At 70.2% G+C, this 24552-nt stretch carries 19 protein-coding genes and 1 pseudogene; 12 read left to right on the forward strand and 8 right to left on the reverse strand.

The features are described from left to right. Positions 1–5: 5 nt before the first annotated feature. Complete coding sequence (locus ACT2FV_RS23510) at positions 6–1220, reverse strand: lytic transglycosylase domain-containing protein (protein ID WP_124626606.1); 1215 nt, start codon at positions 1218–1220, stop codon at positions 6–8. 417 nt (positions 1221–1637) lie between these two features. Beyond that, entirely contained in the window at positions 1638–2798 is a 1161-nt protein-coding gene (locus tag ACT2FV_RS23515; protein WP_226114049.1) for a porin, read from the reverse strand. A gap of 434 nt (positions 2799–3232) precedes the next feature. On the opposite strand from ACT2FV_RS23515, the gene ACT2FV_RS23520 reads away from it, so the two are divergent. Continuing rightward, the gene (locus tag ACT2FV_RS23520; protein ID WP_444504910.1) at positions 3233–3817 is read left to right on the forward strand and encodes a flavin reductase family protein; all 585 of its coding nucleotides are present in this window, start codon (positions 3233–3235) and stop codon (positions 3815–3817) included. A gap of 104 nt (positions 3818–3921) precedes the next feature. Here ACT2FV_RS23520 and ACT2FV_RS23525 read toward each other — a convergent pair whose 3' ends face one another. The 3 genes from ACT2FV_RS23525 to ACT2FV_RS23535 are packed head-to-tail and all read right to left on the reverse strand — an operon-like array spanning position 3922 to position 5743. After that, positions 3922–4851, reverse strand: a complete 930-nt coding sequence (locus ACT2FV_RS23525; protein WP_124626602.1) for a phosphatidate cytidylyltransferase — start codon at positions 4849–4851, stop codon at positions 3922–3924. Positions 4852–4889: 38 nt separating this feature from the next. After that, positions 4890–5522 carry a lysophospholipid acyltransferase family protein gene (locus ACT2FV_RS23530; protein WP_151052043.1) on the reverse strand — a complete coding sequence of 211 codons (633 nt, stop codon included), beginning with the start codon at positions 5520–5522 and terminating at the stop codon, positions 4890–4892. Next, a complete protein-coding gene (locus tag ACT2FV_RS23535; protein WP_239007135.1) occupies positions 5519–5743 on the reverse strand; it encodes a hypothetical protein in 225 nt (74 codons plus the stop codon). The genes ACT2FV_RS23530 and ACT2FV_RS23535 overlap by 4 nt, the downstream gene beginning before the upstream one ends. A 229-nt stretch (positions 5744–5972) precedes the next feature. Here ACT2FV_RS23535 and ACT2FV_RS23540 point away from each other — a divergent pair, with 229 nt between their 5' ends. Both ACT2FV_RS23540 and ACT2FV_RS23545 read left to right on the forward strand, forming a co-directional pair. Further along, positions 5973–6578 (forward strand): CDP-alcohol phosphatidyltransferase family protein, encoded by a 606-nt coding sequence (locus tag ACT2FV_RS23540; RefSeq protein ID WP_124903658.1) that lies wholly within the window; start codon positions 5973–5975, stop codon positions 6576–6578. A gap of 68 nt (positions 6579–6646) precedes the next feature. Further along, positions 6647–6919, forward strand: a pseudogene (locus tag ACT2FV_RS23545) (serine aminopeptidase domain-containing protein); the annotation flags it as partial. Between the two features lie 37 nt (positions 6920–6956). On the opposite strand, the gene ACT2FV_RS23550 reads toward ACT2FV_RS23545, so the two are convergent. Next, positions 6957–7979 (reverse strand): sensor domain-containing diguanylate cyclase, encoded by a 1023-nt coding sequence (locus ACT2FV_RS23550; protein WP_151052047.1) that lies wholly within the window; start codon positions 7977–7979, stop codon positions 6957–6959. 504 nt (positions 7980–8483) lie between these two features. Here ACT2FV_RS23550 and bcsB point away from each other — a divergent pair. From bcsB to ACT2FV_RS23595, 9 genes are read left to right on the forward strand one after another with little or no spacing between them, the layout of a single operon-like run. Then, positions 8484–10811: a cellulose biosynthesis cyclic di-GMP-binding regulatory protein BcsB gene (bcsB, locus tag ACT2FV_RS23555; protein WP_174919705.1), complete on the forward strand. Its 2328-nt coding sequence runs from the start codon at positions 8484–8486 to the stop codon at positions 10809–10811. Positions 10812–10814: 3 nt separating this feature from the next. Beyond that, positions 10815–12035, forward strand: a complete 1221-nt coding sequence (bcsZ, locus tag ACT2FV_RS23560; protein WP_444504911.1) for a cellulose synthase complex periplasmic endoglucanase BcsZ — start codon at positions 10815–10817, stop codon at positions 12033–12035. Beyond that, positions 12020–15943 carry a cellulose synthase subunit BcsC-related outer membrane protein gene (locus ACT2FV_RS23565; protein ID WP_444504912.1) on the forward strand — a complete coding sequence of 1308 codons (3924 nt, stop codon included), beginning with the start codon at positions 12020–12022 and terminating at the stop codon, positions 15941–15943. The genes bcsZ and ACT2FV_RS23565 overlap by 16 nt, the downstream gene beginning before the upstream one ends. A gap of 9 nt (positions 15944–15952) precedes the next feature. Continuing rightward, a complete protein-coding gene (gene bcsE, locus ACT2FV_RS23570; protein ID WP_444504913.1) occupies positions 15953–17908 on the forward strand; it encodes a cellulose biosynthesis protein BcsE in 1956 nt (651 codons plus the stop codon). After that, positions 17905–18114: a hypothetical protein gene (locus ACT2FV_RS23575; RefSeq protein ID WP_059606456.1), complete on the forward strand. Its 210-nt coding sequence runs from the start codon at positions 17905–17907 to the stop codon at positions 18112–18114. The genes bcsE and ACT2FV_RS23575 overlap by 4 nt, the downstream gene beginning before the upstream one ends. Continuing rightward, entirely contained in the window at positions 18111–18899 is a 789-nt protein-coding gene (bcsQ, locus tag ACT2FV_RS23580; RefSeq protein WP_444504914.1) for a cellulose biosynthesis protein BcsQ, read from the forward strand. The genes ACT2FV_RS23575 and bcsQ overlap by 4 nt, the downstream gene beginning before the upstream one ends. Continuing rightward, on the forward strand, positions 18896–21433 hold the full coding sequence (bcsA, locus tag ACT2FV_RS23585; protein WP_444504915.1) for a UDP-forming cellulose synthase catalytic subunit: 2538 nt from the start codon (positions 18896–18898) through the stop codon (positions 21431–21433). The genes bcsQ and bcsA overlap by 4 nt, the downstream gene beginning before the upstream one ends. Before the next feature lie 27 nt (positions 21434–21460). Beyond that, the gene (bcsG, locus tag ACT2FV_RS23590; RefSeq protein WP_151052264.1) at positions 21461–23014 is read left to right on the forward strand and encodes a cellulose biosynthesis protein BcsG; all 1554 of its coding nucleotides are present in this window, start codon (positions 21461–21463) and stop codon (positions 23012–23014) included. Continuing rightward, entirely contained in the window at positions 22996–23190 is a 195-nt protein-coding gene (locus tag ACT2FV_RS23595) for a hypothetical protein (RefSeq protein ID WP_059691215.1), read from the forward strand. Before bcsG ends, ACT2FV_RS23595 begins: the two co-directional genes overlap by 19 nt. Positions 23191–23250: 60 nt before the next feature. On the opposite strand, the gene ACT2FV_RS23600 is transcribed toward ACT2FV_RS23595, so the two are convergent. Together ACT2FV_RS23600 and ACT2FV_RS23605 are read right to left on the reverse strand one after the other, a co-directional pair. Next, a complete protein-coding gene (locus ACT2FV_RS23600; RefSeq protein WP_059606463.1) occupies positions 23251–24135 on the reverse strand; it encodes a pirin family protein in 885 nt (294 codons plus the stop codon). 24 nt (positions 24136–24159) lie between these two features. Next, positions 24160–24552 carry an OsmC family protein gene (locus ACT2FV_RS23605; RefSeq protein ID WP_124626580.1) on the reverse strand — a complete coding sequence of 131 codons (393 nt, stop codon included), beginning with the start codon at positions 24550–24552 and terminating at the stop codon, positions 24160–24162.

The following is a 24552-nucleotide window of genomic DNA, read 5'->3' on the forward strand; positions in this document are numbered from 1 at the left end:
GTGCGTTACTTCGAGATATACCAGAGCGCGTCGGTGCTGACGCGTGCAGCCGGCTTCGTCGCGGCCGGCGCTTGAGGTGTCGCGACGGGGGGCGGCGTGTTCGACGTCACGGCGGTGGGCCACGTCGCGGGCGTCTGCGACGTGGTCGATGCCGTCGAGGTATTTGCCGTACTCGAGGTCGCCGCCGATCCTGACGTCGACGCCGTATCGATATACCAGAGCGCATTGGCAGTGTGCTTCACGGTCGGTGCCGCGGCAGCCGTTGCCGCCGTCGCGCCTGAACGCGGCGTTCCCGCTGCCGCTCCCGCCCCAGCCCCTGCCTGCGCAGTCGCCCCTGCCGCACCGCGCTGCGCGCGCGCCTCGAACGGCCCGAGCTGGAAGATTAACGTTTGCGCGGGACGCGTCAGAACGGCATACGGGAACTGCAGCTCCCACGACATCAGCACGCGGCCCGACGACGTCTCGGTGAAGATCGCCGGCACGTGTTTCATGTCGCTGAATTGCACGTAGATTCGCGCGCCGTCGTCGAACACCTGGGTCGGCTTGGCCTGGTCGGCACCCGTGACCGTCCAGCCGAAGTTGTACGTGCCGGCCGGGCCGGCGGGCCCGCCTTGCGGCTGCGGCGGCGGGGCGGCCGGCGCGAGCGTGCGGGCACGCGCGACCGGCGGTGCCGACACGCTCAGGCTCGCGAACGGGTTGTACGCCTGCACCTGCTGCGGCGGCGTGAAAGAGGGTGGCAGGATGGGCATGGGAGTATCCGGCGAATCCGGCATGGTCCGGATTGCATCATAGACCTTGCGGGCATACGCGAGGCGCTTGTCGGGCGACGCGGAGTTGTACGCGCCGATCGCGTTCCAGTTGGCGCCGAGCTGTCGTATGTTCTGCGACAGGATCCACGCGCCGACGTACGCGTTGGTGCACGCATCGAACAGGCTTTCCCGCGAGATGCCTTCGCGCGCGAGCGTCGGCAGCCACGTGCTGTTGATCTGCATCAGCCCGATGTCGACGGTGCCGTTCGTGTTGGTGTTGACGGCATTCGGGTTCATTCCCGATTCGACCTGCGCGATGCCGCGCAGCAGGCTCACACTCACCTTCTGGAACGTGGCCGCGTCGTCGAGGCAGTCGGCACGCGCGAATCCGTGCAGCGCGCACGACAGCGCGATCGTCGCGGCGATCTTCGGCGTGGCGTGGCTGATCGAACGGGCAGTCTGACGCGGCATGGCAGGATGGGGCGGAATCCGGCCGCCCGGTGCAAGGAAATTACGCAGACGCGAAGTGTGCCATAGCGCGCAGTCAAATGGCTCGCGTCAAACTTTCCTTTGCATTTGCCGGCGCATGTGTCGCGCATTTTCGTTGGCGCCGGTATCGACGCGCGGCAGGACGGAATCGGTAAAAAAGACTGCAATCGTGCGCATGCCGGCAGGCGCGCGCAGTCGCAATACTGACGCCACGCGTCAGATGCGCCGCGGAGGCGGCAGTGAATGGCGCAGCGAAGCGGATGACGAGAGGCGCATCCGGCGGTGCGCGGGCCGTAGAAGCGACGACGGCGGCCGCAGCCGCCGTGTCGGTGATTTCTCGATCCCCGATTCGGCACCGATCGACCGGCCACGCGATGCCGCGCAACCGGCCATCGTCGATCAGAAGCGGTGACGCAGGCCCAGGTTGACCATCGTCTGCGAGCTGGTGCCCGCATAGCCGTACGAACCGATCGACGCCTGCGCGGCCATCGCCCCGCCGTTGCCGTCGCCCGTCTGGCCGCTCGCGTGCTGGTACGCGGCGGTCAGGTACACGTCGGTGCGCTTCGACAGGTTGTAGTCCGCGCCGGCGGACACCTGGTGATAGGTCGCCGACGTATCGCCGCCCGAGCGCGTATAGCTGTAGCCGACGCCGACGAGCAGCGCATTGGTCGCCTGGTAGTTCACGAAGCCCTGGCCGGTGTTGTAGTGCTCGTTCGAGTTGAACACCGAGCTCGCGTCGCGGCGGTACTGCGCGTTGCTGTAGCCGAGGCCGAACGTGAACGGGCCGGCGACGTACTGGCCCGCGATGCGGGCGATGCCGATCGAGTGCGCGCTCGCATAGCCGGTATTGATCGGGCCGTCGAAGGTGCCGTCCGACGAGCTGGTCCAGCCGTTGCGCAGCCCGTTCGACGCGGGGCTGTTGGTCGCGTGGAAGTAGCCGCCCGCGACGCTGAACGGGCCATTGTTGTACGACACGGCAGCCGAATACGACTGCGCGGCGCCGGTGCTGCCGGCGATGCCTCCGAACGAGTACATCGCCGAGAACTGCAGGCCCGAATACACGGCCGACGTGTACTTCACCGCGTTGTCGACGCGGAAGCTGTTGTCGTAGTTGTCGACGTCGCCCGGCGTCGCGAACACGCTGCCGAGATAGTTGTCGGCGGTGATGCCCTGCACGAGGTCGACGAGCGGATCGTACTGGCGGCCGAACGTGAGTGTGCCGTAGCGGTCGCTCGACAGCCCGACGAACGCCTGCCGGCCGAACAGGCGGCCGCCCTGGCCCTGCCGGCCGCTGCTCGGGTCGAAGCCGCTCTCGAGCTGGAATAGCGCCTTCAGCCCGCCGCCGAGATCCTCGGTGCCCTTCACGCCCCAGCGGCTGCCGGCAAGATTGCCCGCGCTGCTGTTGCCGAGCATCCATGCATTGTCCTTACCCTGCGCGTGATTCACGTACGTGATCGACGTGTCGATCACGCCATACAGCGTGACGCTCGACTGCGCATGCGCGGCGGGCATCGCCGCGAACGATGCGAGCGAAATCAGCGAGAGGGTCGTGCGTTTCATTTCATCTCCTTGCGATTGGCTTGCTTGAACCGGATGGGCAGGAGACTACCGAGCCGCCGACGAACGGCAAAAATGAAATTCTTCGATGTGACGTAAAGCAGACATGCACGTGCTGCGGCAAGGTCCATTGAGAGATTCACATTATTGAGAACTGTGCATCAATCGATCTGAATTTCAGGGTGGGGCGATTGGTGCATTGCCGGATTCGTGATAATTCCGCGTGATTTTCGGTCGAATTTCGATGGCGACGCATTCGTCGTCGATTCATCAATTGATTATTTAATGAATTGAATCGCGTGATGCAGACCGGGGTGTGTTATGGCGCGCATCGCGCGAGCGTGATGCGGCGCGCTCACCGTCAGCGGCAATTGGCATCGGGTGCGAGAATGCGGCCTTCGGCCGGCACGCGTCGTGCCGCTCACCAGGGAACCCGCATGGACACTCACATCGCTCCGGTGGAGCTGAAGAAAGCCTACCGTCTTCTCAACCATGGCCCGACCGTGCTCGTATCGGCCCGTCATGACGGCGTCGACAACGTGATGGCCGCCGCATGGGCCTGCGCGCTCGACTTCCTGCCGCCGAAGCTGACGGTCGTGCTCGACAAGTCTGCGAAGACGCGCGAGCTCGTCGAGCGTAGCGGGACGTTCGTCATCCAGGTGCCGACGGCCGCGCAGCTGCAGCTCACGCATGCGGTCGGCAGGCACAGTCTCGCGGAGCGGCCGGACAAGCTGCGCGAGGCGGGCGTCACGCTGTTCGACGTCGAAGGCCACGACCTGCCGTTCGTCGCCGGCTGCTCGGGCTGGCTCGCGTGCAGGCTGGTTCCCGAGCCGCACAACCAGCAGACCTACGACCTGTTCATCGGGGAGGTGGTCGCGGCGTGGTCCGACACGCGGGTGTTTCGCGACGGCCACTGGTATTTCGAATCGGCCGATCCGGCGCTGCGCAGCCTGCACTACATCGCGGGCGGCAACTTCTATGCGATCGGGGAATCGCTGCACGTCGATCCGGCCGCAGAGTAGGCGTCGGGCGGGCAGCCGGCCGCGTCCAGCGCGGCGTCGACGACGTCGTGCGCGAGATCGAGCGTGCAGCAATCGGAACCGGGCGGCGTGGCGCCGCCCGCGCATCACACGTACGCGTAGCGCACGAGGTGGAAGAACACCGGCGCGGCGAAGCAGATCGAATCGACGCGATCGAGCATCCCGCCATGGCCCGCGATCATCGAGCCCCAGTCCTTGGTGCCGAGCGAGCGTTTCACGGCCGACAGCACCAGCCCGCCGACGAAGCCCGCGATCACGATCGCGAGCGAGATCCCGAACGCCGCGCCGAAGCTGAACGGCGTCACGCGATACAGCGATGCACCGCACAGCGTGGCCAGCAGCCCGCCGCCGATGAAGCCCTCGATCGTCTTCGACGGCGACAGCTGCGGCGCGATCTTGCGGCGTCCGAACAACTTGCCGACGACGTATTGCAGCACGTCGCTGATCTGCACGACGAACAGGAAGAAGAACAGCAGCAGCGCGTTCTGCCCGGCGTAGCGCGGGATGTCGAGGATCAGCACGGCCGGCGCATGGCTCAACCCGTACACGCACACCATCAGCGCCCAGTTGATCTTCGCGTTGCGGCTCAGGAATTCCCGCGTGTCCTGCGTGAGTGCCGACACCAGCGACATCGCGAAGAACAGGTGCACCGGCACGAAGATCGAATACATCCCGTACCAGTTGATCCCGAGCAGCAGGTACTGCACCGGAATCGCGATGAAGAACGCGATGAAGAGCGTCGTGTGGTCGCTTGCGGTCGTCGGCGTGAGCGTGATGAATTCGCGCAGCGTCAGGTACGACAGCAGCGCGAACACCAGATACGTGACGTTGTTGCCGAGGCTGATCGCGATGACCATGATCGCGATCATCGCCCACCACGCGCGGATGCGCTGGTTCAGGTTGACGATGGTCGCGCTGGTGCCGCCGCTGCGCGCGCCGAGGATCGCGCCGATCACGGTCGCGAGCACCAGCACGCCGGTGACGCCTGCGACCAGTTCCCAGAAGAGAGTTCGCATGGAGAGGTCCGGAAAAGGGAGAGAGAGGGGCGCCGCGTTCAGCCGGCCGGCCGCTGCGGCGGCGCGAGCGCGACGATCGCGTCGCGCATGCGGGCGAGGAAGGTCGGCTTGTCTTCGCCGGCGCCGAGCGCCTCGTTCGCACCGAAGTGCACCTTGCAGATCAGCGGCACGGGCCAGATCGCGCCCTTCGGCATGATGCGTTGCAGGTTCTCGAGATAGACCGGCGCGAGCGCGACCTCCGCAAACTCGGTCGCGAGATGGAACAGGCCGCTCTTGAACGGCTGCGGCAAGACTTCGGCGCCGCGCGTGCCTTCCGGAAAGATGATGATCGAGTGGCCTTGCCGTAGTGCATCGCGCACCGGGTCCAGCGGGTCGCCGCCGCTTTCGCGGTGACGGTCGATCAGCACGACATTCAGCAGCTTCTGCGCGATGTGACGCTTCACGTTGCTGCTGTCCCAGTAGTCGCGCGCGGCGACGGGCCGCACGACCGCGCGCACGTCGCGCGGCAGCGCGGCGAGGATCGCGAGCGTGTCGATGTGGCTCGTATGGTTCGAGAAGTAGATCTTCTGCGTCGGGGAAGGCGGCGCCTGATGCCAGACCGGATACGCGCCGGCGACGAGCCGCACGATCGACAGCAGGAAATCGCGCTGCCAGACGTTCAGGATGTTCATCGGCGCCGCGCCTCCTGCATGCATGCCCGCGCGGCCGCGCATGCGCGGCGGGCGGAATCCCGGAATGCCGGTGCGGCAGGATGCGCGCCGGTCGGCCCTTGTTTAAGTTTTTTCAAATTCGTGGCTGCCTGTTGCAGGGCCGCGATAATCGGACGATGCACCGGCGGGTATTGCGTCGCGGCGAATTCGCCGTTCGACGGCGTGATAATCGGCTGTTGCACGCGCGCCCGGCCACAGTTCGAATGAATTGCTGCGCTCGCGGGCCAGCGGATTATCGCGAGTTTCCGTCGAAAACGCCAGATTGCCCGGCGTGGCACGGAGCGGGGTGCGGCTTGACGCGTGGGGACCGCTCGGCGACGATTACGCCCACCTGTCGAAAGCCGCCGCCGACGGGTGCGCTGCCCGGGGCCGGGCCGCAAACGTGTCCGAACGCAAAGAACCAATAAAACGATGAGCCTCTACGCACTCAAACCGAAATTCCAGAATCGTCTGCGTCCGTTCGCGGATTCGCTTGCCGAACGCGGCGTCACGGCCAACCAGGTCACGCTGTTCGCGGCCGGCGGCTCGATCGTCGTCGGCGCGCTCGCGGGGCTTGGCGTGTTCGCTCGCGTGCTGTTCCTGCTGATCCCGATCTGGCTGTTCGTGCGGATGGCGCTCAACGCGATCGACGGCATGCTTGCCCGCGAGCACGGGCAGAAGAGCACGCTCGGTGCGTACCTGAACGAGCTCGGCGACGTCGTGTCCGACGTCGCGCTCGTGCTGCCGTTTCTCGCGATTCCCGCGTTCGCTGCGGCGGACGTCTGGCTGTTCGCGCTGACGGCGGTCATCGTCGAATGCGCGGGGCTGATCGGCCCGCTTGCCGGCGCGACCCGCCGCTACGACGGCCCGTTCGGCAAGAGCGACCGCGCGCTCGCGCTCGGCGCGTTCGCGCTGTGGATCGGTTTCGGTCTGCCGGTCGGCAGCCTCGCCGCGTGGCTGTGGCGCGTGCTGATCGTGCTGTCGATCGTGACGGTGGTGCGGCGCGTGCAGGCCGGGATCGCCGAAGCGGGCGGCTGACGGCGGTAGTGGGACCGGCGCCGGAGGGCGCCGCCGCATGATTCGAATAACGAAACGAGCGAGACCGCATGAACGCAAGCGCGGCCCGCGAGGCCGACTTCATCACGCGCGATGGCGAAACGCCGCTCTATCGTCACGGGCCCGCGACGGGTCCGCGCTGCCGTGGTGCGATCGTGCTGCTGCATCGCGGCCACGAACATTCTGCGCGCGTCGCGCACGTCGTCGACGAGCTCGACCTGCCGGACTTCGCGTTCTTCGCGTGAGAGGCGCGCGGCCGCGGCCGCTCGCCCGGCGCGCGCAGTGCGCTTGACGCCCGCGCGGGTTGGTCAGCCATCCGTGACCGGCCCGGACGGCCGCGGCTCGCGGTGGCCAAGCGGGTCATGCGTGCGCCGCCCGCTGCGTCCGCGTGCGCTTCACCGCGTACATCGCCTGGTCCGCGTGCTCGATCAGCGCGTTCATGTCGGTGCCGTCGTCAGGCAGTATCGCGACGCCGACACTGACGCCGAGCCGCAGCGGATGCCCCTCGAATTCGAACGGCTCGCCGACCTGCCGGGCGAGCCGTGCGCGTTGCGCATCGACGTCGTCGCGGCTGCCGATGTCCGGCAGGATCACCGCGAACTCGTCGCCGCCCACGCGCGCGACCGTGTCCGAGCGCCGCACGGCGCGCTGCATCCGCGTGGCGATCGCACGCAGCGCGGCGTCGCCCGCGCGGTGGCCGTAGTCGTCGTTGATCGGCTTGAGCCCGTCCATGTCGATGTTGAGGATGCCGAGCCGGCCGTTCGCGCGCAGCGCCGTATGCATCGACTGGCGCAGGCGGTCGTAGAACAGCGCGCGGTTCGGCAGGCCGGTGAGCGCGTCGTGCGTCGCGCGCAGGTACAACTCGTTGGCCTCGTTGCGCGCCGCATGGAACATCGCGGCGGCGATCAGGTCGGCCGTGAGCCGCAGCGTCCCGGCATCGGCGGCCGAAAAACCGTCGAGGTCCGGCGACATCACCTTCAGCACGCCGACCGTCGTGTCCGCATGGGTGAGCGGCATCACCAGCATCGAGCGCAGCCCCACGCGGCGGCACGCATCGCGGTCGACGCGCGGGTCGGATTCCGAATCCTTGCAGTGCAGCAGTTCGCCGCGCGTCACGCACAGGCCGGACAGGCTGCCCGAGCGGCGCAGCCGCAGCCCGAGCATCCCGGCGGCGGAGCCTGACGCGGCGCGGTACACCATGTCGTCGCCTTCGGCGAATTCGACCGCCGCGCCGCTCGCGCCCGTGAGCTGCGGCACCTGCTCGGTCACGTAAGCCATCACACTGCCGAGGTCGAGGCCGAGTTTCGCGATCTCGGTTTGCGCGGCGATGATGCGCAGCAGCGTGTCGGGGGACGGAGTGGCGGTGTCGACGATTTGATCCAAGTCAGTTTTCCAGGAAGAAAGCACAGCGCGCGGCCCGAGCTTGCGGTAGCATACGCGCCGCTCACGCGGCAGCGCGTTCCGGGCGGCCCGCAACGGGCCGCCGCCGGCATCCGGCCGGTTTCCCGGGGCGCCGGGCCGTCGGTTCGGCAGCGCCGGGAGTATGCCGGTCGGTCCGGCCGGCAGCAACGGTGTAACTCTTGCCATTCCATCGCGACGCGCAGCATTTCCGACCGGATTGAGTTGTTTTTCGCTTCGTCAGCACGAATCAGGGCGAGTTTTGTCTTGATTTTGAGATAGTGTGACGAATGTGCGAGCGCCGGTGCCAGGTGCGCGCTGTCCTACGAGTCGGCAGCGAAATGATTCGCCGCGTTGTTTCGATAAATGCATTCAGGCCAGACTTTGAGGGGAAGCAGTGGGGATGTGCACTCACGGGCATAGCTGCTTTGCGCGCGTCGGTTGCGGCGCGCTTGATGACCGGACGATCGTGACGATGCGGGGCCGCGCATGAAGCCGGCCGCGTCGCTGTTCGTCCTGTCGGTCGCCACGTTCGGCGCGTTCCATGCGGCCGCGCTGGCGGCCGCGCCCATGCCGGCTGCGGCCGCTTCGGCGTCAGCCGGCAGTCAGGCCGTGCCGGTGCCCGCCAGCGGCGCGGCCGTGCCGCCGCTCGCGGCCATGCCGAGCGCCGCCAGCGCGGCGTCCGCCGGCCTGCCCGCGACGACCGTACACCTGCCGTTCGCGTCGCTCGGCGCGTTCGATCCGGTCCACCTGCGCGGCGCCGACGACGCGCGCACGATCAATGCGGGCGTGCGGCTCGACCGCGTGGTCACCGGCGCGCGGCTGCGCCTGACCTACGCGTATTCGCCGTCGCTGGTCTTCCCAATGTCGCACCTGAAGGTGTCGATGAACGGCGAGGTGGTCGCGACCGTCCCGTTCGACGCGACGCGCGCGGGCCGCACGGTCACGCAGGACATCCCGATCGATCCGCGCTACTTCTCCGATTTCAACCAGATCGGCCTGCGCCTGATCGCGCATTACACACTCGACCACTGCGAGGATCCGTCGAGCTCGGCGCTGTGGGCCGACGTGAGCCCGACGAGCGAACTGATCCTCGACGAGTCGCCGGTGCGCTTGCCGAACGATCTCGCGCTCTTGCCCGCGCCGTTCTTCGACCGGCGTGACAACGGGCTCCTGCGGCTGCCGTTCGTGCTGCCAGCGTCGCCCGACTCGGCGACGCTGCGCAGCGCCGGCGTGCTCGCGTCGTGGTTCGGTGCGCAGGCCGACTACCGGCAGGCGCGCTTCCCGGTTGCAGCGACGCTCCCGGCCGACGACCAGGCGGTGGTGGTCGGCACGGCCGCGACGTTGCCGGCCGGCCTCGCGCTGCCGTCGGTCAACGGGCCGTTGCTCGCCGTCGCCGACAACCCGGCCGCGCCGGGCCGCAAGCTGCTGGTCGTGACGGGCCGCACGGCCGCCGAGGTCGACGACGCGGTCGCGGCGCTCGTGCTCGGCCGCGCGGCGCTGTCCGGCCCGGCAGCGACGGTCGCGCACGTGGATCTCGGCGCGCCGCGCAAGCCGTACGACGCACCGCGCTGGCTGCCGGTGAACCGGCCGATCGCGTTCCGCGAATTGGTGTCGGATCCGCGCGAACTCGAAGTGCGCGGCACGTCGCCCGACGCGATCCGGCTGAACCTGCGCGTGCCGGCCGATCTGCATTCGTGGAACGGCTCGGGCGTGCCGATCACGCTGCGCTACCGCTACACGGCGCCGACCGTGCAGGACAACTCGACGCTCGCCGTCGAGATCAACGAACAACTCGTGAAGTCGTACCGGCTCGGGCCGGCCCACGCGGAAGACGCGCGCGGGCGCATGCAACTGCCGCTGCTGTCGGTGCCGGAAGGGCGCGTGACGAGCGATGTCGACATCCCGGCGTTCCGCGTCGGCAGCGGCAACCAGCTGCAGTTCCGCTTCACGCTCGATTCGCAGAAGACGGGGCTCTGCTCGAGCACCGCGACCGAGCCGCAGCGCGCGGCGATCGATCCGGATTCGACGATCGACTTCTCGCACTTCGTCCATTACGCGCAATTGCCGAACCTGGCGTTCTTCGCGAACAGCGGTTTCCCGTTCACGCGCTTCGCCGACCTGTCGCAGACGGCGGTCGTGATGCCGGACCGGCCGTCGCCGCAGGAACTGGAAGCCTACCTGACGATGCTCGGCCACATGGGGCAGTGGACCGGCTTCCCGGCGCTGCGCGTGCAGGTCGCGCGACCCGGCGACGTCGCCGCGCTCGCGGGCCGCAAGGACCTGCTCGTGATCGACGGCTCGCCCGCGTCGCCGCTGCTGTCGCACTGGCGCGCGGCGTTGCCGCTGTCGATCGACCAGCAGGCCGGCACGGGCGCGACGCGTGTCGCGTTTTCGGTGAAGGAGCGCTGGCGCAACGGCATCGGCATGGCCGACGGCGGCGCGCATATCGAACAGACGGGCTCGCTCGCGGCGCTGGCCGGGTTCGAGCTGCCGGGCAGCCATGGCCGCAGCGTCGTGGCGCTGACGGCCACCGACCAGACGCGTCTTGCCGACCTGCTCGACGTGTTCGAGAAGCCGGGCCTCGTGTCACAGCTGCAGGGCGACCTCGCGCTGGTGCGGCCGGGGCAGGTCGACAGCCTGCGCGTCGGCGAGCCTTACGTGGTCGGCTTCGTGCCGTGGTACGCGCGCGTCTGGACGCACGCGGCGCAGCACCCGGTGGTGCTCGGCGTGGTCGGCGTCGTCGCGGGGCTGCTGCTCGCGCTCGGCGTGTTCAGCGTGCTGCAGAGAATCGCCGCGCGCCGACGGGGGATGTAACGGATGGCGTGGGCATTCGCAAGGCGACGGGCAACGCAGCCGGCGCGGCGGGTCGGCACGACGCTCGTGATGGCCGTCGCGGCAGCGTGCGCGGCGACCGGCGGCGCCGGGCGCGCGCAGGCCGCGCAAAGCGGCGCGGCCGACGTGCGGTGCGGCGCGGTGTGGCCGCGCTGGGACGCGTTCAAGCGCGATTTCGTGTCGGCCGACGGCCGGGTGATCGACGTCGGCTCGGCGGATTCGCGCACGGTATCGGAGGGGCAGGCGTATGGACTGTTCTTCGCGCTCGTCGCGAACGACCGGCACACGTTCGACACGATCCTCGCATGGACCGAGAACAACCTTGCACAGGGCGACCTGAGCGCCCGTCTGCCGGCGTGGCTGTGGGGCCGCGCGCCGGACGGCGCGTGGCGCGTGCTCGACGCGAACGCGGCGTCGGATGCCGACCTGTGGATCGCGTACACGCTCGTCGAAGCCGGACGGCTGTGGCACGAGCGCAGCTACACCGCGCGCGGCGCGCTGCTCGCGAAGCGCGTGCTCGACGACGAGACGGCCAGCGTGCCGGGCCTCGGCCTCACGCTGTTGCCCGGGCCGACCGGCTTCAGGCTGGCCGACGGTCGATGGCGCGTGAACCCGAGCTATTCGCCGCCGCAGGTGATCCGCGGGCTCGCCGCGCGCCTGCCGGACGATCGCCGCTGGTCCGCGCTCGCGGCCAGCACCGGCCGCGTGCTGCTCGACACCGCGCCGAAGGGCTTTGCGCCGGACTGGGCGTTGTATCGCGCCGGTGCCGGCTTCGCGCCCGATCCGCAGACCCACGCGGAAAGCGCCTACAACGCGATTCGCGTGTATTTGTGGGCCGGCATGCTCGATCGCGCCGATCCGCTCGCGGCACCGCTGCTCGCGCGCTTCGCGCCGTTCGCCGATCACATCGCCGCGCATGGCGCGCCGCCGGAGAAGGTCGACACGACAACCGGCGTCGCGGGGCCGAACGACGGCAATGGCGGCTTCTCGGCGGCGGCCGTGCCGTTCCTCGACGCGCGCGGCCAGCATGCGCTCGCCGATGCACAGGTGGCCCGTGTCGACGCGCTTGCGCGCCAGTCGGCGCCCGGCTACTACACGAGCGTGCTGACGCTGTTCGGCCTCGGATGGCGCGATGGCCGCTACCGGTTCGGCGCGGACGGGTCGCTCGATGCGCGCTGGGAGGGCCCGTCATGCGCAGGCCGATGAAGTCCACCGCGCGGCGTGTCGCGGGGCTTGCGTGGCTCGCGTCGTCGGTCTCTGCGGGGGTGCCGGCCGCCGTTGCCGTCGCGGCGACGAAACCCGTCGCGCCGAAAGCCGCGTCGGCGCCGGCTTCGACCGCTGCGTCCGATGCGCGGCTTCAGCTCGCGACCGCCCGCATGTGGGGCGCCAAGCATCGCGACGACCTCGCGCGGGACGCACTGCGCAAGGGGCTCCTGATCGCGCCGGACAATCCCGAACTGCTCGCGGAACAGGTGCGCGTGCTGCTGCGGCTCGGCGACGCGCAAGGTGCGCAGGCCACGCTGGCGCGCCTGCAGGCGCGCGCGCCCGCGGCGCCCGACACGCGCCGCGCGGCCGACGAATACCGCGTCGCGACGAGCGGCCGCGGCGAGATGGCGCAGATCCGCCTGCTCGCGCGCAGCGGCCGCGCCGACGAGGCGGCCCGGCGGATCGTCGCGCTGTTTCCGAACGGTGCGCCGTCTGGTGCGCTGGGCGCCGAGTACTACCAGATCGTCGCGAACGCGCCGGGCGGCCGCGAACCGGCGATCGCCGCGCTGCGCCGCGCGGTCGCGGCCGACCCACAGGATTCGAGCGCGGCGCTGGCGCTCGCGCGGCTCCTGAACCAGCGCGACGACACGCGTGCGGAGGCCAACCGCATCGCGTGGTCGCTCGCGAAGCGGGGCGACGCCGATCATACGGAAGCGATGGCCGTGTGGCGGCGCGTGCTGCAGTCCGCCGGCACCGATCCCGCCTATCTCGACGCATTGCATGCATATCTCGCGCTCGTGCCGGACGACACCGAATTCCGCGATCGCGTCGCCGCACTCGACCGGCAGCGCGACGCGCAGCGGCTGCTTGAGCGCGATCCGGGCTACATCGCGCAACAGCGTGGCTTGCAGGCGCTCGCGCGCGGCGACCTGGCCGGCGCCGATCCGCTGCTCGCGCGCGCCGCGCAGGCGCGCGCGGGCGACGCCGATGCGGTCGGCGGGCTCGGCCTGCTGCGTCTGCGCGAAGGCCGGCACGACGAAGCGCGCGCGCTGTTTACGCGTGCCGCGGCGCTGTCGACCGACCAGCGCGGCAAGTGGCAGAGCCTCGCACGCACCGCGCAGTTCTGGGGGCTGATCGCGCAGGGGCGCGCGGCGGCGTCGGCCGGACGGCCGCAGGATGCCGAGCGCGCGGCGCGCGCCGCGCTCGCGATGCAGCCCGACAGCCCGGACGCGAAGCTGCAGCTTGCCGATGCGCTGCTCGCGCAGCGCGACTGGGCGCGCGCGGAGCCGTTGCTGCGCGAGTTGCTCGCCGCACGTTCGCCGAATCTGTCGGCGGTGCGCGGCACGGCGACGCTGTACGAGAACACCGGCCGCGCCGATCGCATCGGCCCGCTGCTCGACGCGCTGCAGAGCCGCGTGACGGGCCGCGACGACCGCCGCGCGCTCGACGGCTTGCGCGCCGACCTGCTCGCGAGCGAGGCCCGCGCGCTTGCGGACAAGGGCGAACGCGGGCCAGCCGCGCAACGCTACGAAGCGGCGGTGCGCGCGGCGCCCGATGCGCCGTGGACGCGTTTCGCGCTCGCCCGGTTGTATCGCGACATGGGGCTGCCGCAGCTCGGCCGCACGGTGATGGACGACGGGCTCGCGCAAAGCGGCACGCCCGAGATGCGCTATGCGACCGCGCTGTATCGCAACTCGCTCGACGACATCGCGGGCGCCCAGGCCGCGCTTGCGGGCGTCGATGACGCGCAACGCTCGGACGGCATGCGTGCGCTCGCGCGCAAGCTCGACGCGGAAAGTTCGCTGGCCGGCGCGCGCGGCGCGCTCGGTCGTGGCGATCGTGCGGCCTTCGCCGCGTCGCTCGCACATGCGCAGGCGAGCGCGCCGGACGATCCCGACATGCTGGCCGCGATCGGCGCGCAGTGGATCGACGCGGGCGAACCCGAGCGCGGCCTCGCGCCGCTGCGCGACTGGATCGCCGCGCATCCGCACGAGGCCGATCCCGACGTGCGGCTACGCTACGGCGACCTGCTCGGCAGCGCGGGGCGCGACGACGCGCTCGCCGCGTGGCTCGACGCGCTGCGCCGCGAGCCGGCGCTGACGCCGGCACAGACCGCGCGGATCGAGGACCAGTCGCTGCGGCTCGTTCTGCGGCGGACGGACAACGCGATCGCGCAACGCGACTACGCGCGCGCCCGCACGCTGCTCGATCAGGCGAGTCCGGCGGGACGCGCGGACAAGCGCTACGCACTTGAACTGGCCGACCTCGAACGCGCGCAGGGCCATTACGACGCGGCACGCGACGCGCTTGCGCCGGTCGTCGCGCGCACGCCGGACGATGCCGATACGCAGCTCGCGCTCGCGCGCATCGACGAGGACGGCGGCCACCGCGCGGCCGCGCTCGCACGCGTGCAGGCCGTGCTCGCGCGCACGCCGGACGACGACGTCGACACGCGGCTGTCGGTCGTGCGCCGCCTGAACGCGCTGCGCCGCGCGGACGAAGCCGCGCAGGTGATCGACCCGCTGCAGGCCGCGTACCCGGCGCGTGCCGACGTGACGGTCGCGGCGGGGCGCGTGGCCGAGGCGCAGGGTCGCTACGACGATGCCGCATCGCTGTACCGGCTGTCGCTGTCGCAGGAGCGCACGAGCGGCGTGAGCCCGGGCCGCGACGGCCGCACGCCCGCGCAGGCCGCATTCGCGGATCTCGCACAGCGGCGCGATCCCGAGATCGAGATGGGCTGGCTGCCCGCGTACAAGTCGGGCGACGAGGGGATTTCCGCGTACCGCGCGCAGCAGGTGCCGATCTACATGCAGCTGCCGGTGCGCTACGACGGGCATGCGTTCCTGCAACTCGACACCGTGCATCTGGACGCCGGCACGCTCGATACGAGCGACCCGAACGCGTATTCGCTGAAGACCTTCGGGACTTACGCGGCGCTCAAGGCGCTGAACGGGCTGCCGCCGCCGTTCCATCTGACCCGGCCGGCCGATGTGTTGATCGCGAACCCGCCGGGTGCGTTGCATCAGTCGATGACGGGCGTCGCGCTCGGCGCCGGCTATCGCACGGATGCATGGCGCGTCGATCTCGGCACGTCGCCGCTCGGCTTCCCGGTGCATTACCTGGTCGGCGGCGTGCGCTATCGCTTCGACGCGGGGCCGGCGAGCTTCAGCGTGAACGCGTCGCGCCGGCCGGAAACGAGCAGCGTGCTGTCGTACGCGGGGATGCGCGACCCGTGGTCGGGCGCGGTATGGGGCGGCGTGCGTCGCGATGGCGTGAACCTGCGCGGGTCGGTCGACGTCGGCCGCGTGAACCTGTTCGCCGAACTCGGCGCGGGCGTGCTGTCCGGCCGCAACGTCGAGCGCAACGCGGAAGTGACGCTGCGCTCGGGCTTCACGGTGCCCGTATACGAGCGCGCGACGATGAAGGTGAGCACGGGGCTCGTCGGCAATGCGTGGCACTACGCGCAGAACCTGCGTTACTACACCTACGGACAGGGCGGCTATTACAGCCCGCAGCGTTACCTGTCGCTCGGCGTGCCGATCGAATGGGCAGGGCGGCGCGACGCGCTGTCGTGGGACCTGACCGTCACGGGCGGGATCTCGAACAGCTACGAAAAGGATTCGCTGTTCTACCCGACCTTCGCGAACCAGCGCGCCGCGCAGGAGGCGGCGGGGTTCGTCTACGCGGGCAGTTCGACACGCGGCGTGTCGTTCTCGTACGGCGTGAACGGCATCGTCGAATATCGCGTGAATCCGCACCTGAGCGTCGGCGCGCAACTGCACGTCGACCGGTCGCACGACTATGCGCCAAGTTCGGCGCTCGTGTACCTGCGCTATGCATTCGACGCACGCGCGGAGCGCAGCTGGCTCGTCACGCCGACGCCGGTGCGGCTTTATTCGGATTACTAGGGGAAGCGCGTGAATACGGAAATGGATGCAACCCGTCCCGCGCTCGGCGCCGCCGGCCTGCTGGGCCGCCTGCGCGCGCTGCTGCGCACCGGGCGGCCCGGCGGCCGCACCGGCCCGCTGAGCCGGCTCGCGATCGACGGGCTGCCCGATGCGTGGACGCAGCTGGAAGCGGGCGGCCTGTACACGATCTATGCCGCTGCCGGCACGCCGGCGTGCGACGCGCTGGTGTGGGAAAGCGCGCGGCAGTCGCGCACGCGCGACGTGACGGTCGTGCTGTCGCGCGACGCGGCGCGCGTTGCCGCGCAGATGGCGTCGCGCGGTTTCGCGGGCGGCGCGCAGCCGGCCGGCTGGCCGCGTAACCTGAACGTGCTGGCGATGCCGCCCGCGCATGAGCCGGCCGGCGGCGATGCCGCGCGCGAACCGGGTGCGCCGCGCCGTGCGGCGCCCGCTCCGTTCGCACGGCTCACCGGCGGCTTGCGCGCGATGAAGCGCTACGGCTTTCGTGCGCGCTCGCTGTATTTCATCGAAGGCGCGCAGCGCTGGTTCAGCTGGGACGATCCGGCGGCGCTCGCGGAAGAGGCACATGCGCTCGCCGACTGGTGCCGCACGCACCGGATCGCGCTGGTGCTGCTGGTCGATCCCGAGATCGTGCGCACCGGCGCGGACCCGGATACCGACGATCCGCCGCTCGTGCGCGATGCGAATCGCGCGCCGCGCAGCGGCTTTCACGCGGTGTGCTCGGGCGTCTCGCAACTGCAGCGCACGCATGGCGAGCTGCTGTGGGTCGTCGATTTCTGGCGTGCCGGCGACACGCTCGCGGCCGGTGAAGTGCGGCCGCTGCGTTTCGCGCCGAGCGGTCGGCTCGCGGCGATCGTCGACGGCGCCGCCGCCGAGCCGTCGCGCCGGATGAAGCTCGCGATCGACGAGGATCGCGTCGTCGTCAGCCGCGCGGCGCTCGACGAAGCGAGTCGCGTACCCGCCGGCTGGGAAATCGTCGACGACAACGCGGCGGTCGTCGCCGCCTGTGCGCATGCGCAGGCCGCGACCGCGGTTCTGGCGTTCCGCACGCACGCGCAGCTCGAGGCGCTGTGCGCGGCCGTTCACACGCTGCGCCGGCAATCCGGCGGCGCATTGAAGATCGCCGTCGTCGAACGCGGCGAGGTGCTGCGCCAGCAGTTCGAGATGCTCGTGCTGAGCGTCGGCGCGAACCGCGTCGTCGCGCGCGACCTGCCGGTGTCGCGGATGCACGCGGCCGTGAGCGCGCTGCGCGGGCAGCTCTATGCGCGGCCCGTCGCGGCCGACTATCGTGCGGCGCTCGCGGCCGCGCTCGGCGATTCGGTGCTGGGCTACCTGCCGGTCGGCGCCTTCTGCCTGCGAATTCGCGCCGTGCTCGATCGCGGCGCCGTGCTCGCGTTGCCGCATACGCTCGCGAAGATCGCGCTGCTGCCCGGCGTGTCGCACGTCGATGCGCTGCGGCACTGCCGGCCGCGCCGCGCGGGCGATGTCGTGACCGCCGATGCCGGACACCTGTACGTGTTCCTGTTCGCGTGCGAGCCGGCCGATGCCGATGACGCGCTCGCACGGATCTTCGACGTACCGGTCGATACGCTGTCCGATCGCGTCGTGTGTCTCGGGCAGGGCAGCATCGACACCGAGCTCGATGCGCTGAAGACCGAGAACCGGCGCGCGCCGATCGCCGACTACAGCGACCTGTTCGCGACGGTGAAGCCGGCCGGTGCGGCGCGCGCGCCGATCGAACGCGCGGGGGGTGTCGCGACGCCCGCTGAACCGGACGCCGAAGTCGCAGCGGCCGGGACGGTCGACGAGCATGCCGATGCGCCGCCGCACGCCGACGACGCAACGCCGGCCGCCGATGCGCGGGCACCGTCCGCCGAATTTCCCGTCGCGCGCACGCGCGGCGCCACCCGCAGTGCGATGCCGCTGCGCAAGCCGGAGGGCGCATGATCGCCGAACTCGTCATCGGATTCGTTGTCGGCATCGCGATCGCGGTGCCGGTGTGGATCATCGCGCAGCACCTGGGCCTCGGCCGCGGCTTTCATGCGCCGCGCGGGCTGCACCGGCGCGACGCGGTGCCGTGCGAACTCGTGCCGGTCGCGCTGCGCGGGCGTCTGTTGCCCGAAGCCGGCCGTACCGACGAGGCCGCGCCATGAAGACGATCGCCGTCACGTCGACGACCGGCGGCGCGGGCCGCACGACGCTCGCGGGTGCGCTCGCGGTGCTGCTCGCGCGCCGCGGCCGGCCCGTCGTCGCGGTCGAGTTCGACGCGCAGAACCTGATGGGCGCGACGCTCGGTCTCGATACGCTGGCCGAGCACGGGCTCGCGCACAGCCTGCTCGGTGACGCGGGCGACGCCGCGCCGTGGCACGCGCATACGTGGCGCAATGCCGATGGCGTGCTGTTCGTGCCGTACGGGCAGGTCGACGCGGCGGGCGCCGCCGCCTGCGATGCGCGGCTCGCGGCCGATCCGGCCTGGCTGTCGCGCGCGCTCGACGAGATCGCGCTGCCGGCCGACGGTGTCGTGCTGGTCGACACCGCGCGCTACCCGTCGCCGCAGGCCGAGCAGGCGATTCGCCGTGCCGACCTGACGCTCGTCGTCGTGCCGCCCGAACCGGCCGCGTGCGCGACGGTCGCCGCGCGCCTCGATGCGTTGCGGGCCGGCGGCGGCGACCTGCAGATCGTCGTGAACCGGCTGAACCCGGCGCGCGACATGCAGCGCGATGCACTCGCGATGCTGCGCGCGGTCGCGGGGACCGCGTCGATGCTCGAACAGCGGATTCACGTCGATGCGGCCGTGCCCGAGACGCTTGCGCGCGGCACCTGGATCTTCGACGACGCGCCGTATTCGCAGGCGTCGCACGACCTGAACGGCGTCGCGAACTGGGTCGACACGTGGCTCGTGGCAGCCGCGGCCGGCCGCACGGGAGCGCGGCGATGAAGGCCGCGTTCGTGTCGCGCTGGCGCGCCGCGACTCGGCGTGCGACCAACTGGTGCGCGCGCGGGATCGGGCTGCCGGCCCAGCGCACACTGCTCGACTGGCTCGTGCGGCTGTTCTTCCATGCGCCGCCGCCCGGCCGGGCCGATCCCGTGGGCCGCCGGGCGCGCGTCGTCTTCCTGCGGCTCGCGCAGGAGTGGGGCGTGCTGCAGCCGCTGAGCCCGCGCGAATGGCTGTGGCGCGCGATCGTGCGCGCGCCGCGCGCGGCCGACGAGCGGCCCGCGCGCGATCCGCTCGCATGGTTCGACACGTTCGTCGTGCCGGTCTACGTCGCGGCGCGCGCGCTCGGCGCCCGCCTCGACGCGCTCCTCGGGCGCCTGCCGTGGGCGCGCTGGGGCGGCTGGCTCGACGCGCGCGCGCACGGCGTCGGCCAGCACCGCTGGCTTGCGCCGCTGCTGCTGATTGCCGGTGCGCTGATGTGGGCCGCGGCCGGGATGTCGCCGCTGATGCCCGGCGCGCAGTTCGCGTTTTTCGCGATCGTCGCGGTGCTGGCGCTGGCGCTGCGCCGCCTGCCGGGCCATCTGCCGACCCTCGCGCTCGCGTCGCTCGCGCTGCTCGCCACGGTCCGCTATGTGTGGTGGCGCACGACCCAGACACTCGATTTCCGCAGCCCCGTCGAGGCGTTCGCCGGCTACCTGTTGTACGGTGCCGAAGCCTACACGTGGATGATCCTGCTGCTCGGCTTCATACAGACCGCATGGCCGCTCGATCGGCCGATCGTGCCGTTGCCCGACGATCCCGACAGCTGGCCGAGCGTCGACATCTATATCCCGACCTACAATGAGCCGCTGTCGGTCGTGAAGCCGACCGTGTTCGCGTCGCAGAGCATCGACTGGCCGACGGCCAAGCTGCGTGTCTACCTGCTCGACGACGGCCGCCGCCCCGAGTTCGAGGCGTTCGCGCGGGAAGCGGGAATCGGCTACCTGACGCGCGACGACAATCGCCACGCGAAGGCCGGCAACATCAACCGCGCGCTGCCGAAGACGCACGGCGAATACATCGCGATCTTCGACTGCGATCACGTGCCGACGCGCTCGTTCCTGCAGACCACGATGGGCGTGTTCCTGCGCGATCCGAAGTGCGCGCTGGTGCAGACGCCGCACCATTTCTTCTCGCCCGATCCGTTCGAGCGCAACCTCGGCACGTTCCGCGAGATCCCGAACGAGGGCAACCTGTTCTACGGGCTCGTGCAGTCGGGCAACGACCTGTGGAACGCGACGTTCTTCTGCGGATCGTGCGCAGTGCTCAAGCGCAGCGCGCTGGAGGAGGTGGGTGGCGTCGCCGTCGAGACCGTGACCGAGGACGCGCACACCGCGCTCAAGCTGCATCGCCGCGGCTACACGTCGGCATACTTGCCGACCGTGCAGGCGGCCGGCCTCGCGACCGAGAGCCTCGCGGGCCACGTGAAGCAGCGTACGCGCTGGGCGCGCGGGATGGCGCAGATCTTCCGCATCGACAATCCGTTCCTCGGGCGCGGGCTCGGCCTCATCCAGCGGATCTGCTACGGCAATGCGATGCTGCATTTCTTCTACGGGATCCCGCGGCTCGTGTTCCTGACGATCCCGCTCGCATACCTGTTCTTCCACCTGTACTTCATCAATGCGTCGTCGATCGCGCTCGCGAGCTACGTGATCCCGTACCTGGTGCTCGCGAACGTCGCCAACTCGCGGATGCAGGGGCGCTATCGCCACTCGTTCTGGGCCGAAGTCTACGAATCCGTGCTCGCGTGGTACATCGCGCTGCCGACCACCGTCGCGTTCTTCAGCCCGAAGCACGGCAAGTTCAACGTGACCGACAAGGGCGGCAAGATCGACGAAGGCTACGTCGACTGGTCGACGTCGAAGCCGTACCTCGTGCTGTTCGCGCTGAACGTGCTCGCGATCGTGGCCGGCGTGTGGCGGCTCGTGGCCGACCAGGGCGACGAGGCGTCGACGATCCTGATCACGCTCGGCTGGACCGTCTACAACCTCGCGATGCTCGGCGCCGCGCTGGCCGTCGCGCGCGAGACCAAGCAGGTGCGCGTCACGCACCGGATCGCGATGCGTGTGCCGGCGACGTTGCTGCTCGCCGACGGGTCGACGGCCGCCTGTTTCACCAGCGACTACTCGACCGGCGGGCTCGGCCTCGAAGCGGTGCCGGGGCTGCCGCTCGCGGTCGGCGACACGCTGACGGTGTGCGTGTCGCGTGGCGACCGGCCGTTCCCGTTCCCGGTGCGCGTGAGCCGCGTGACGCCGACGCATGTCGGCGTGAGCTTCGAGGCGCTGACGCTCGAGCAGGAGCGCCAGCTCGTGCAGTGCACGTTCGGCCGCGCGGACGCGTGGCTCGACTGGCACGCGGGCGCGCGTACGGACACGCCGCTGCGCGGGCTGAAGGAAGTGCTGCGCGTGGGCCTGGACGGTTACGTACGAATGTGGAAGGGCGCGGCGCGCGGCGTGCAGTCGATGCTGGCGCCGAAGCTCGATCGGGCGCGCGACTGACGCGGCGCCCATCACGGAGTGGTTTAGATGACGTTCTGGAATCTGTATTTCATCCTGAAGTTCGCGCTGTTCGCGACCGGCCACCTGCAGCCGCTGTGGCTCGCGAACCTCGCGTTCGCGCTGGCGCTCGCGGTGAGCGCGCCGATCCGGCGGCGCGCGTGGCGCATCGTGCGACAGCTCGTCGCGATCGCGATCGCGGTGCCGCTTCTCGCGCGCGAAATGCATGCGCCGCCGCTCGCACGCCTCGCCGAAGCCGCGCGCGAGGTCGCCACGTTCCGCCTCGACTACTGGATGGAGCTGCTGCCGCGCCTGTTGCCGCCGGTGCTGGTGCTGACGGTCGCGGGCGTGCTGATCGTCTATTTCGTCGTCAACCGCTGGGTGCGTGTCGCGACCTTCGTGCTGGCCGCGCTGATCGTGATGCCGCTCTGGCAGGCCGGCAACGGGCTGATGGCGCGCGTCGTCGCGCCGCTTCCGCAGCAGGCCGATGCGACGGGCGCGCGCGCCGGCCAGCCCGAGGATCACAACGCGGCGCTCGCGACGTTCCGCGCGCAGGAATCTCAGCGCCAGGTCGCGTTCGGTCATCTCGGCAACGACTCGGCCGCGCAGTTCGACGTGATCGTGCTGCATATCTGCTCGCTGTCGTGGGATGACCTCGACGCCGCGAAGGTGCGCAACCACCCGATGCTGAGTCACTTCGACTACCTGTTCAACAACTTCAGCACGGCCGCGAGCTACAGCGGCCCGGCCGCGATCCGCGTGCTGCGCGCAAGCTGCGGGCAGGAAGCGCATGCGGACCTCTACAAGGCCGCCCCCCAGCAGTGCTATCTGTTCTCGCAGCTCGCGTCCGCCGGCTACACGGTGCAGTCGCTGCTGAACCACGACGGCCACTTCGACAACTTCCTGCAGGTCATTCACGACAATATCGGCGTGCCCGACGCGCCGATGATCTCGAACGCCGCCGCCCCGGTCGCGATGCATGCGTTCGACGGTTCGCCTATCAAGGACGATTACGGCACGCTCGCGAACTGGTACGCGCAGCGCGCGTCGGTGCCGGGCCCGGTCGCGCTGTACTACAACACGATCAGCCTGCACGACGGCAACCGCGTGGCGGGTAGCGCGCTGACCAGCATCGATTCGTATCCGCAGCGCGCGACCAAGCTGATGAACGACTTCGACCGGCTCGCCGACCTGATCGCGCAATCGGGCCGGCGCGCGGTGATCGTGTTCGTGCCCGAGCACGGCGCCGCGCTGCGCGGCGACAAGAACCAGGTTGCGGGCCTGCGCGAGATTCCGACGCCGCGCATCGTTCACGGGCCGGTCGGCGTGCGGCTCGTCGGTTTCGCCGGCAATCACGGCACGACGACCGTGATCGATCAGCCGACGAGCTTTCTCGCGCTCGCGCAGCTGCTGTCGAACCTCGTGTCGAACAGCCCGTTCAAGCCGGGCGCGACGCTCGCGCAATACGCTGCCGACCTGCCGCGCACGCGGATGGTCGGCGAGAACGAAGGCACGGTGACGATACAGACGAGCGCCGGCTATGCGGTCAAGACCCCGGACGGCGTATGGATCGACGAACAGTAAATATCGGCGAAGGCGACGACGATCGCCTGTCGCAACCGAACGACGTGCTCGGCCTCGCGCGGCACTTGCCCGCGCTGGACCCGGCACGCTACGTCGACGAGCAGGCGCGGCGCGCGTTCGTCGAATCGCTCGACCGCTGGCCGGTGCTGGCGAAGCTGATGGGATTGAAGCGGTAAACGCGACGCGGCCGACGTGAATGCCGGCCGCGTCGCATCGATGAGCCGACTGCTGCCGGCCTACTGCGCGCGGCGCGCCGGCTGGCGCGTCCACTCGTTTTCCTCACCGGGCACCTTGCCGAAGGTCTGCTCGGCCCACGCGTTGCGGGCCGCCTCGATTTTCGCGCGCTCGCTCGACACGAAATTCCATTCGATGAACCGCTCGCCCGGCAGGTGCGCACCGCCGAGCAGCATGACGCGCGCGCCGTTCCCGCTGGCGAGCGCGACGTTCGCGCCGGGTTCGAGCACGGCCATCGTCGCGGCTGCGAGCGGCGTGCCGTCGATCGTGAGGTCGCCGTCGACGAGATACACGCCGCGCTCGTCGTGTTCGGCATCGAGCGCGAGTTGCCCGCCCGCGGCGAATTCCGCATACGCATACAGCGTCGGCGAGAACACGGCGACGGGCGACGTGAGCCCGAATGCAGTGCCCGCGATCACGCGCACGCTCGCGCCGTCGCGCGTGAACGACGGCAGCGTGTCGGCCGCGTGATGCACGAACGCGGGCGCCGTGTCCTCGTGCTCGACCGGCAGCGCGACCCAGGTCTGGATCCCGTGCACGGGCTGTTCATGCGGGCGGTCCTCGTCGGGCGAGCGCTCCGAGTGGACGATGCCGCGCCCGGCCGTCATCCAGTTCACGTCGCCGGGCACGATCTTTTGCCGGAAGCCGAGGCTGTCGTGATGCATCAGCGTGCCGTCGAACAGGTAGGTGACGGTCGCGAGGCCGATGTGCGGATGCGGCAACACGTCGATCCCGCTGCCGGCCGGCAGCACGGCCGGCCCCATTTCGTCGAAGAAGATGAACGGACCGACGAGGCGCGCGGCGCGCGCGGGCAGCACGCGCCGCACGACGAGGTTGCCGATGTCGCTCTCGCGCGGCGTGAGCAGGGTCTTGATCGATGCGGACATGGTGGGTCTCCCGGTTTCGGTGAGTCAGGCGATGGCCGTATCGATCGTGATCGGGTGCGTGAGGATCTTGTGCACCGGGCACGCGTTCGCGATCTGCAGCAGGCGCTCGCGCTGCTCGTCGGTCAGGTCGCCGTCGAGCGTGATGCGGCGCATGATCGTGCTGCCCGCGCTGCCCGCTTCGTGGGCGAGCTTCACGTGGACTTCGGCGAGCGGCCAGCCCTTGCGTTGCGCGTACATCTTCAGGGTGATCGCGGTGCAGGCGCCGAGGCTCGACAGCAGCAGCGCGACGGGTGTCGGTGCGGTGTCGCCGCCGCCGAGCGACACGGGTTCGTCGGCGCGCCACTGATGCACGCCGTCGGTGAAATGGACCAGGTAATCGACGGAGCCGATGCTCGCTTCGACGGACAGTTCGCTCAT

Source organism: Burkholderia sp. PR2 (assembly GCF_052372875.1).
In the GTDB taxonomy this organism is placed as follows: Bacteria; Pseudomonadota; Gammaproteobacteria; order Burkholderiales; family Burkholderiaceae; genus Burkholderia; species Burkholderia diffusa.

Coding starts and splice junctions, on each gene's coding strand:
- ACT2FV_RS23510 (WP_124626606.1), bottom strand. CDS start 1,220: ATGCCGCGTCAGACTGCCCGTTCGATCAGCCACGCCACGCCGAAGATC.
- ACT2FV_RS23515 (WP_226114049.1), bottom strand. CDS start 2,798: ATGAAACGCACGACCCTCTCGCTGATTTCGCTCGCATCGTTCGCGGCG.
- ACT2FV_RS23520 (WP_444504910.1), top strand. CDS start 3,233: ATGGACACTCACATCGCTCCGGTGGAGCTGAAGAAAGCCTACCGTCTT.
- ACT2FV_RS23525 (WP_124626602.1), bottom strand. CDS start 4,851: ATGCGAACTCTCTTCTGGGAACTGGTCGCAGGCGTCACCGGCGTGCTG.
- ACT2FV_RS23530 (WP_151052043.1), bottom strand. CDS start 5,522: ATGAACATCCTGAACGTCTGGCAGCGCGATTTCCTGCTGTCGATCGTG.
- ACT2FV_RS23540 (WP_124903658.1), top strand. CDS start 5,973: ATGAGCCTCTACGCACTCAAACCGAAATTCCAGAATCGTCTGCGTCCG.
- bcsB (WP_174919705.1), top strand. CDS start 8,484: ATGAAGCCGGCCGCGTCGCTGTTCGTCCTGTCGGTCGCCACGTTCGGC.
- bcsZ (WP_444504911.1), top strand. CDS start 10,815: ATGGCGTGGGCATTCGCAAGGCGACGGGCAACGCAGCCGGCGCGGCGG.
- ACT2FV_RS23565 (WP_444504912.1), top strand. CDS start 12,020: ATGCGCAGGCCGATGAAGTCCACCGCGCGGCGTGTCGCGGGGCTTGCG.
- ACT2FV_RS23575 (WP_059606456.1), top strand. CDS start 17,905: ATGATCGCCGAACTCGTCATCGGATTCGTTGTCGGCATCGCGATCGCG.
- bcsQ (WP_444504914.1), top strand. CDS start 18,111: ATGAAGACGATCGCCGTCACGTCGACGACCGGCGGCGCGGGCCGCACG.
- bcsA (WP_444504915.1), top strand. CDS start 18,896: ATGAAGGCCGCGTTCGTGTCGCGCTGGCGCGCCGCGACTCGGCGTGCG.
- bcsG (WP_151052264.1), top strand. CDS start 21,461: ATGACGTTCTGGAATCTGTATTTCATCCTGAAGTTCGCGCTGTTCGCG.
- ACT2FV_RS23595 (WP_059691215.1), top strand. CDS start 22,996: ATGGATCGACGAACAGTAAATATCGGCGAAGGCGACGACGATCGCCTG.
- ACT2FV_RS23600 (WP_059606463.1), bottom strand. CDS start 24,135: ATGTCCGCATCGATCAAGACCCTGCTCACGCCGCGCGAGAGCGACATC.
- ACT2FV_RS23605 (WP_124626580.1), bottom strand. CDS start 24,552: ATGAGCGAACTGTCCGTCGAAGCGAGCATCGGCTCCGTCGATTACCTG.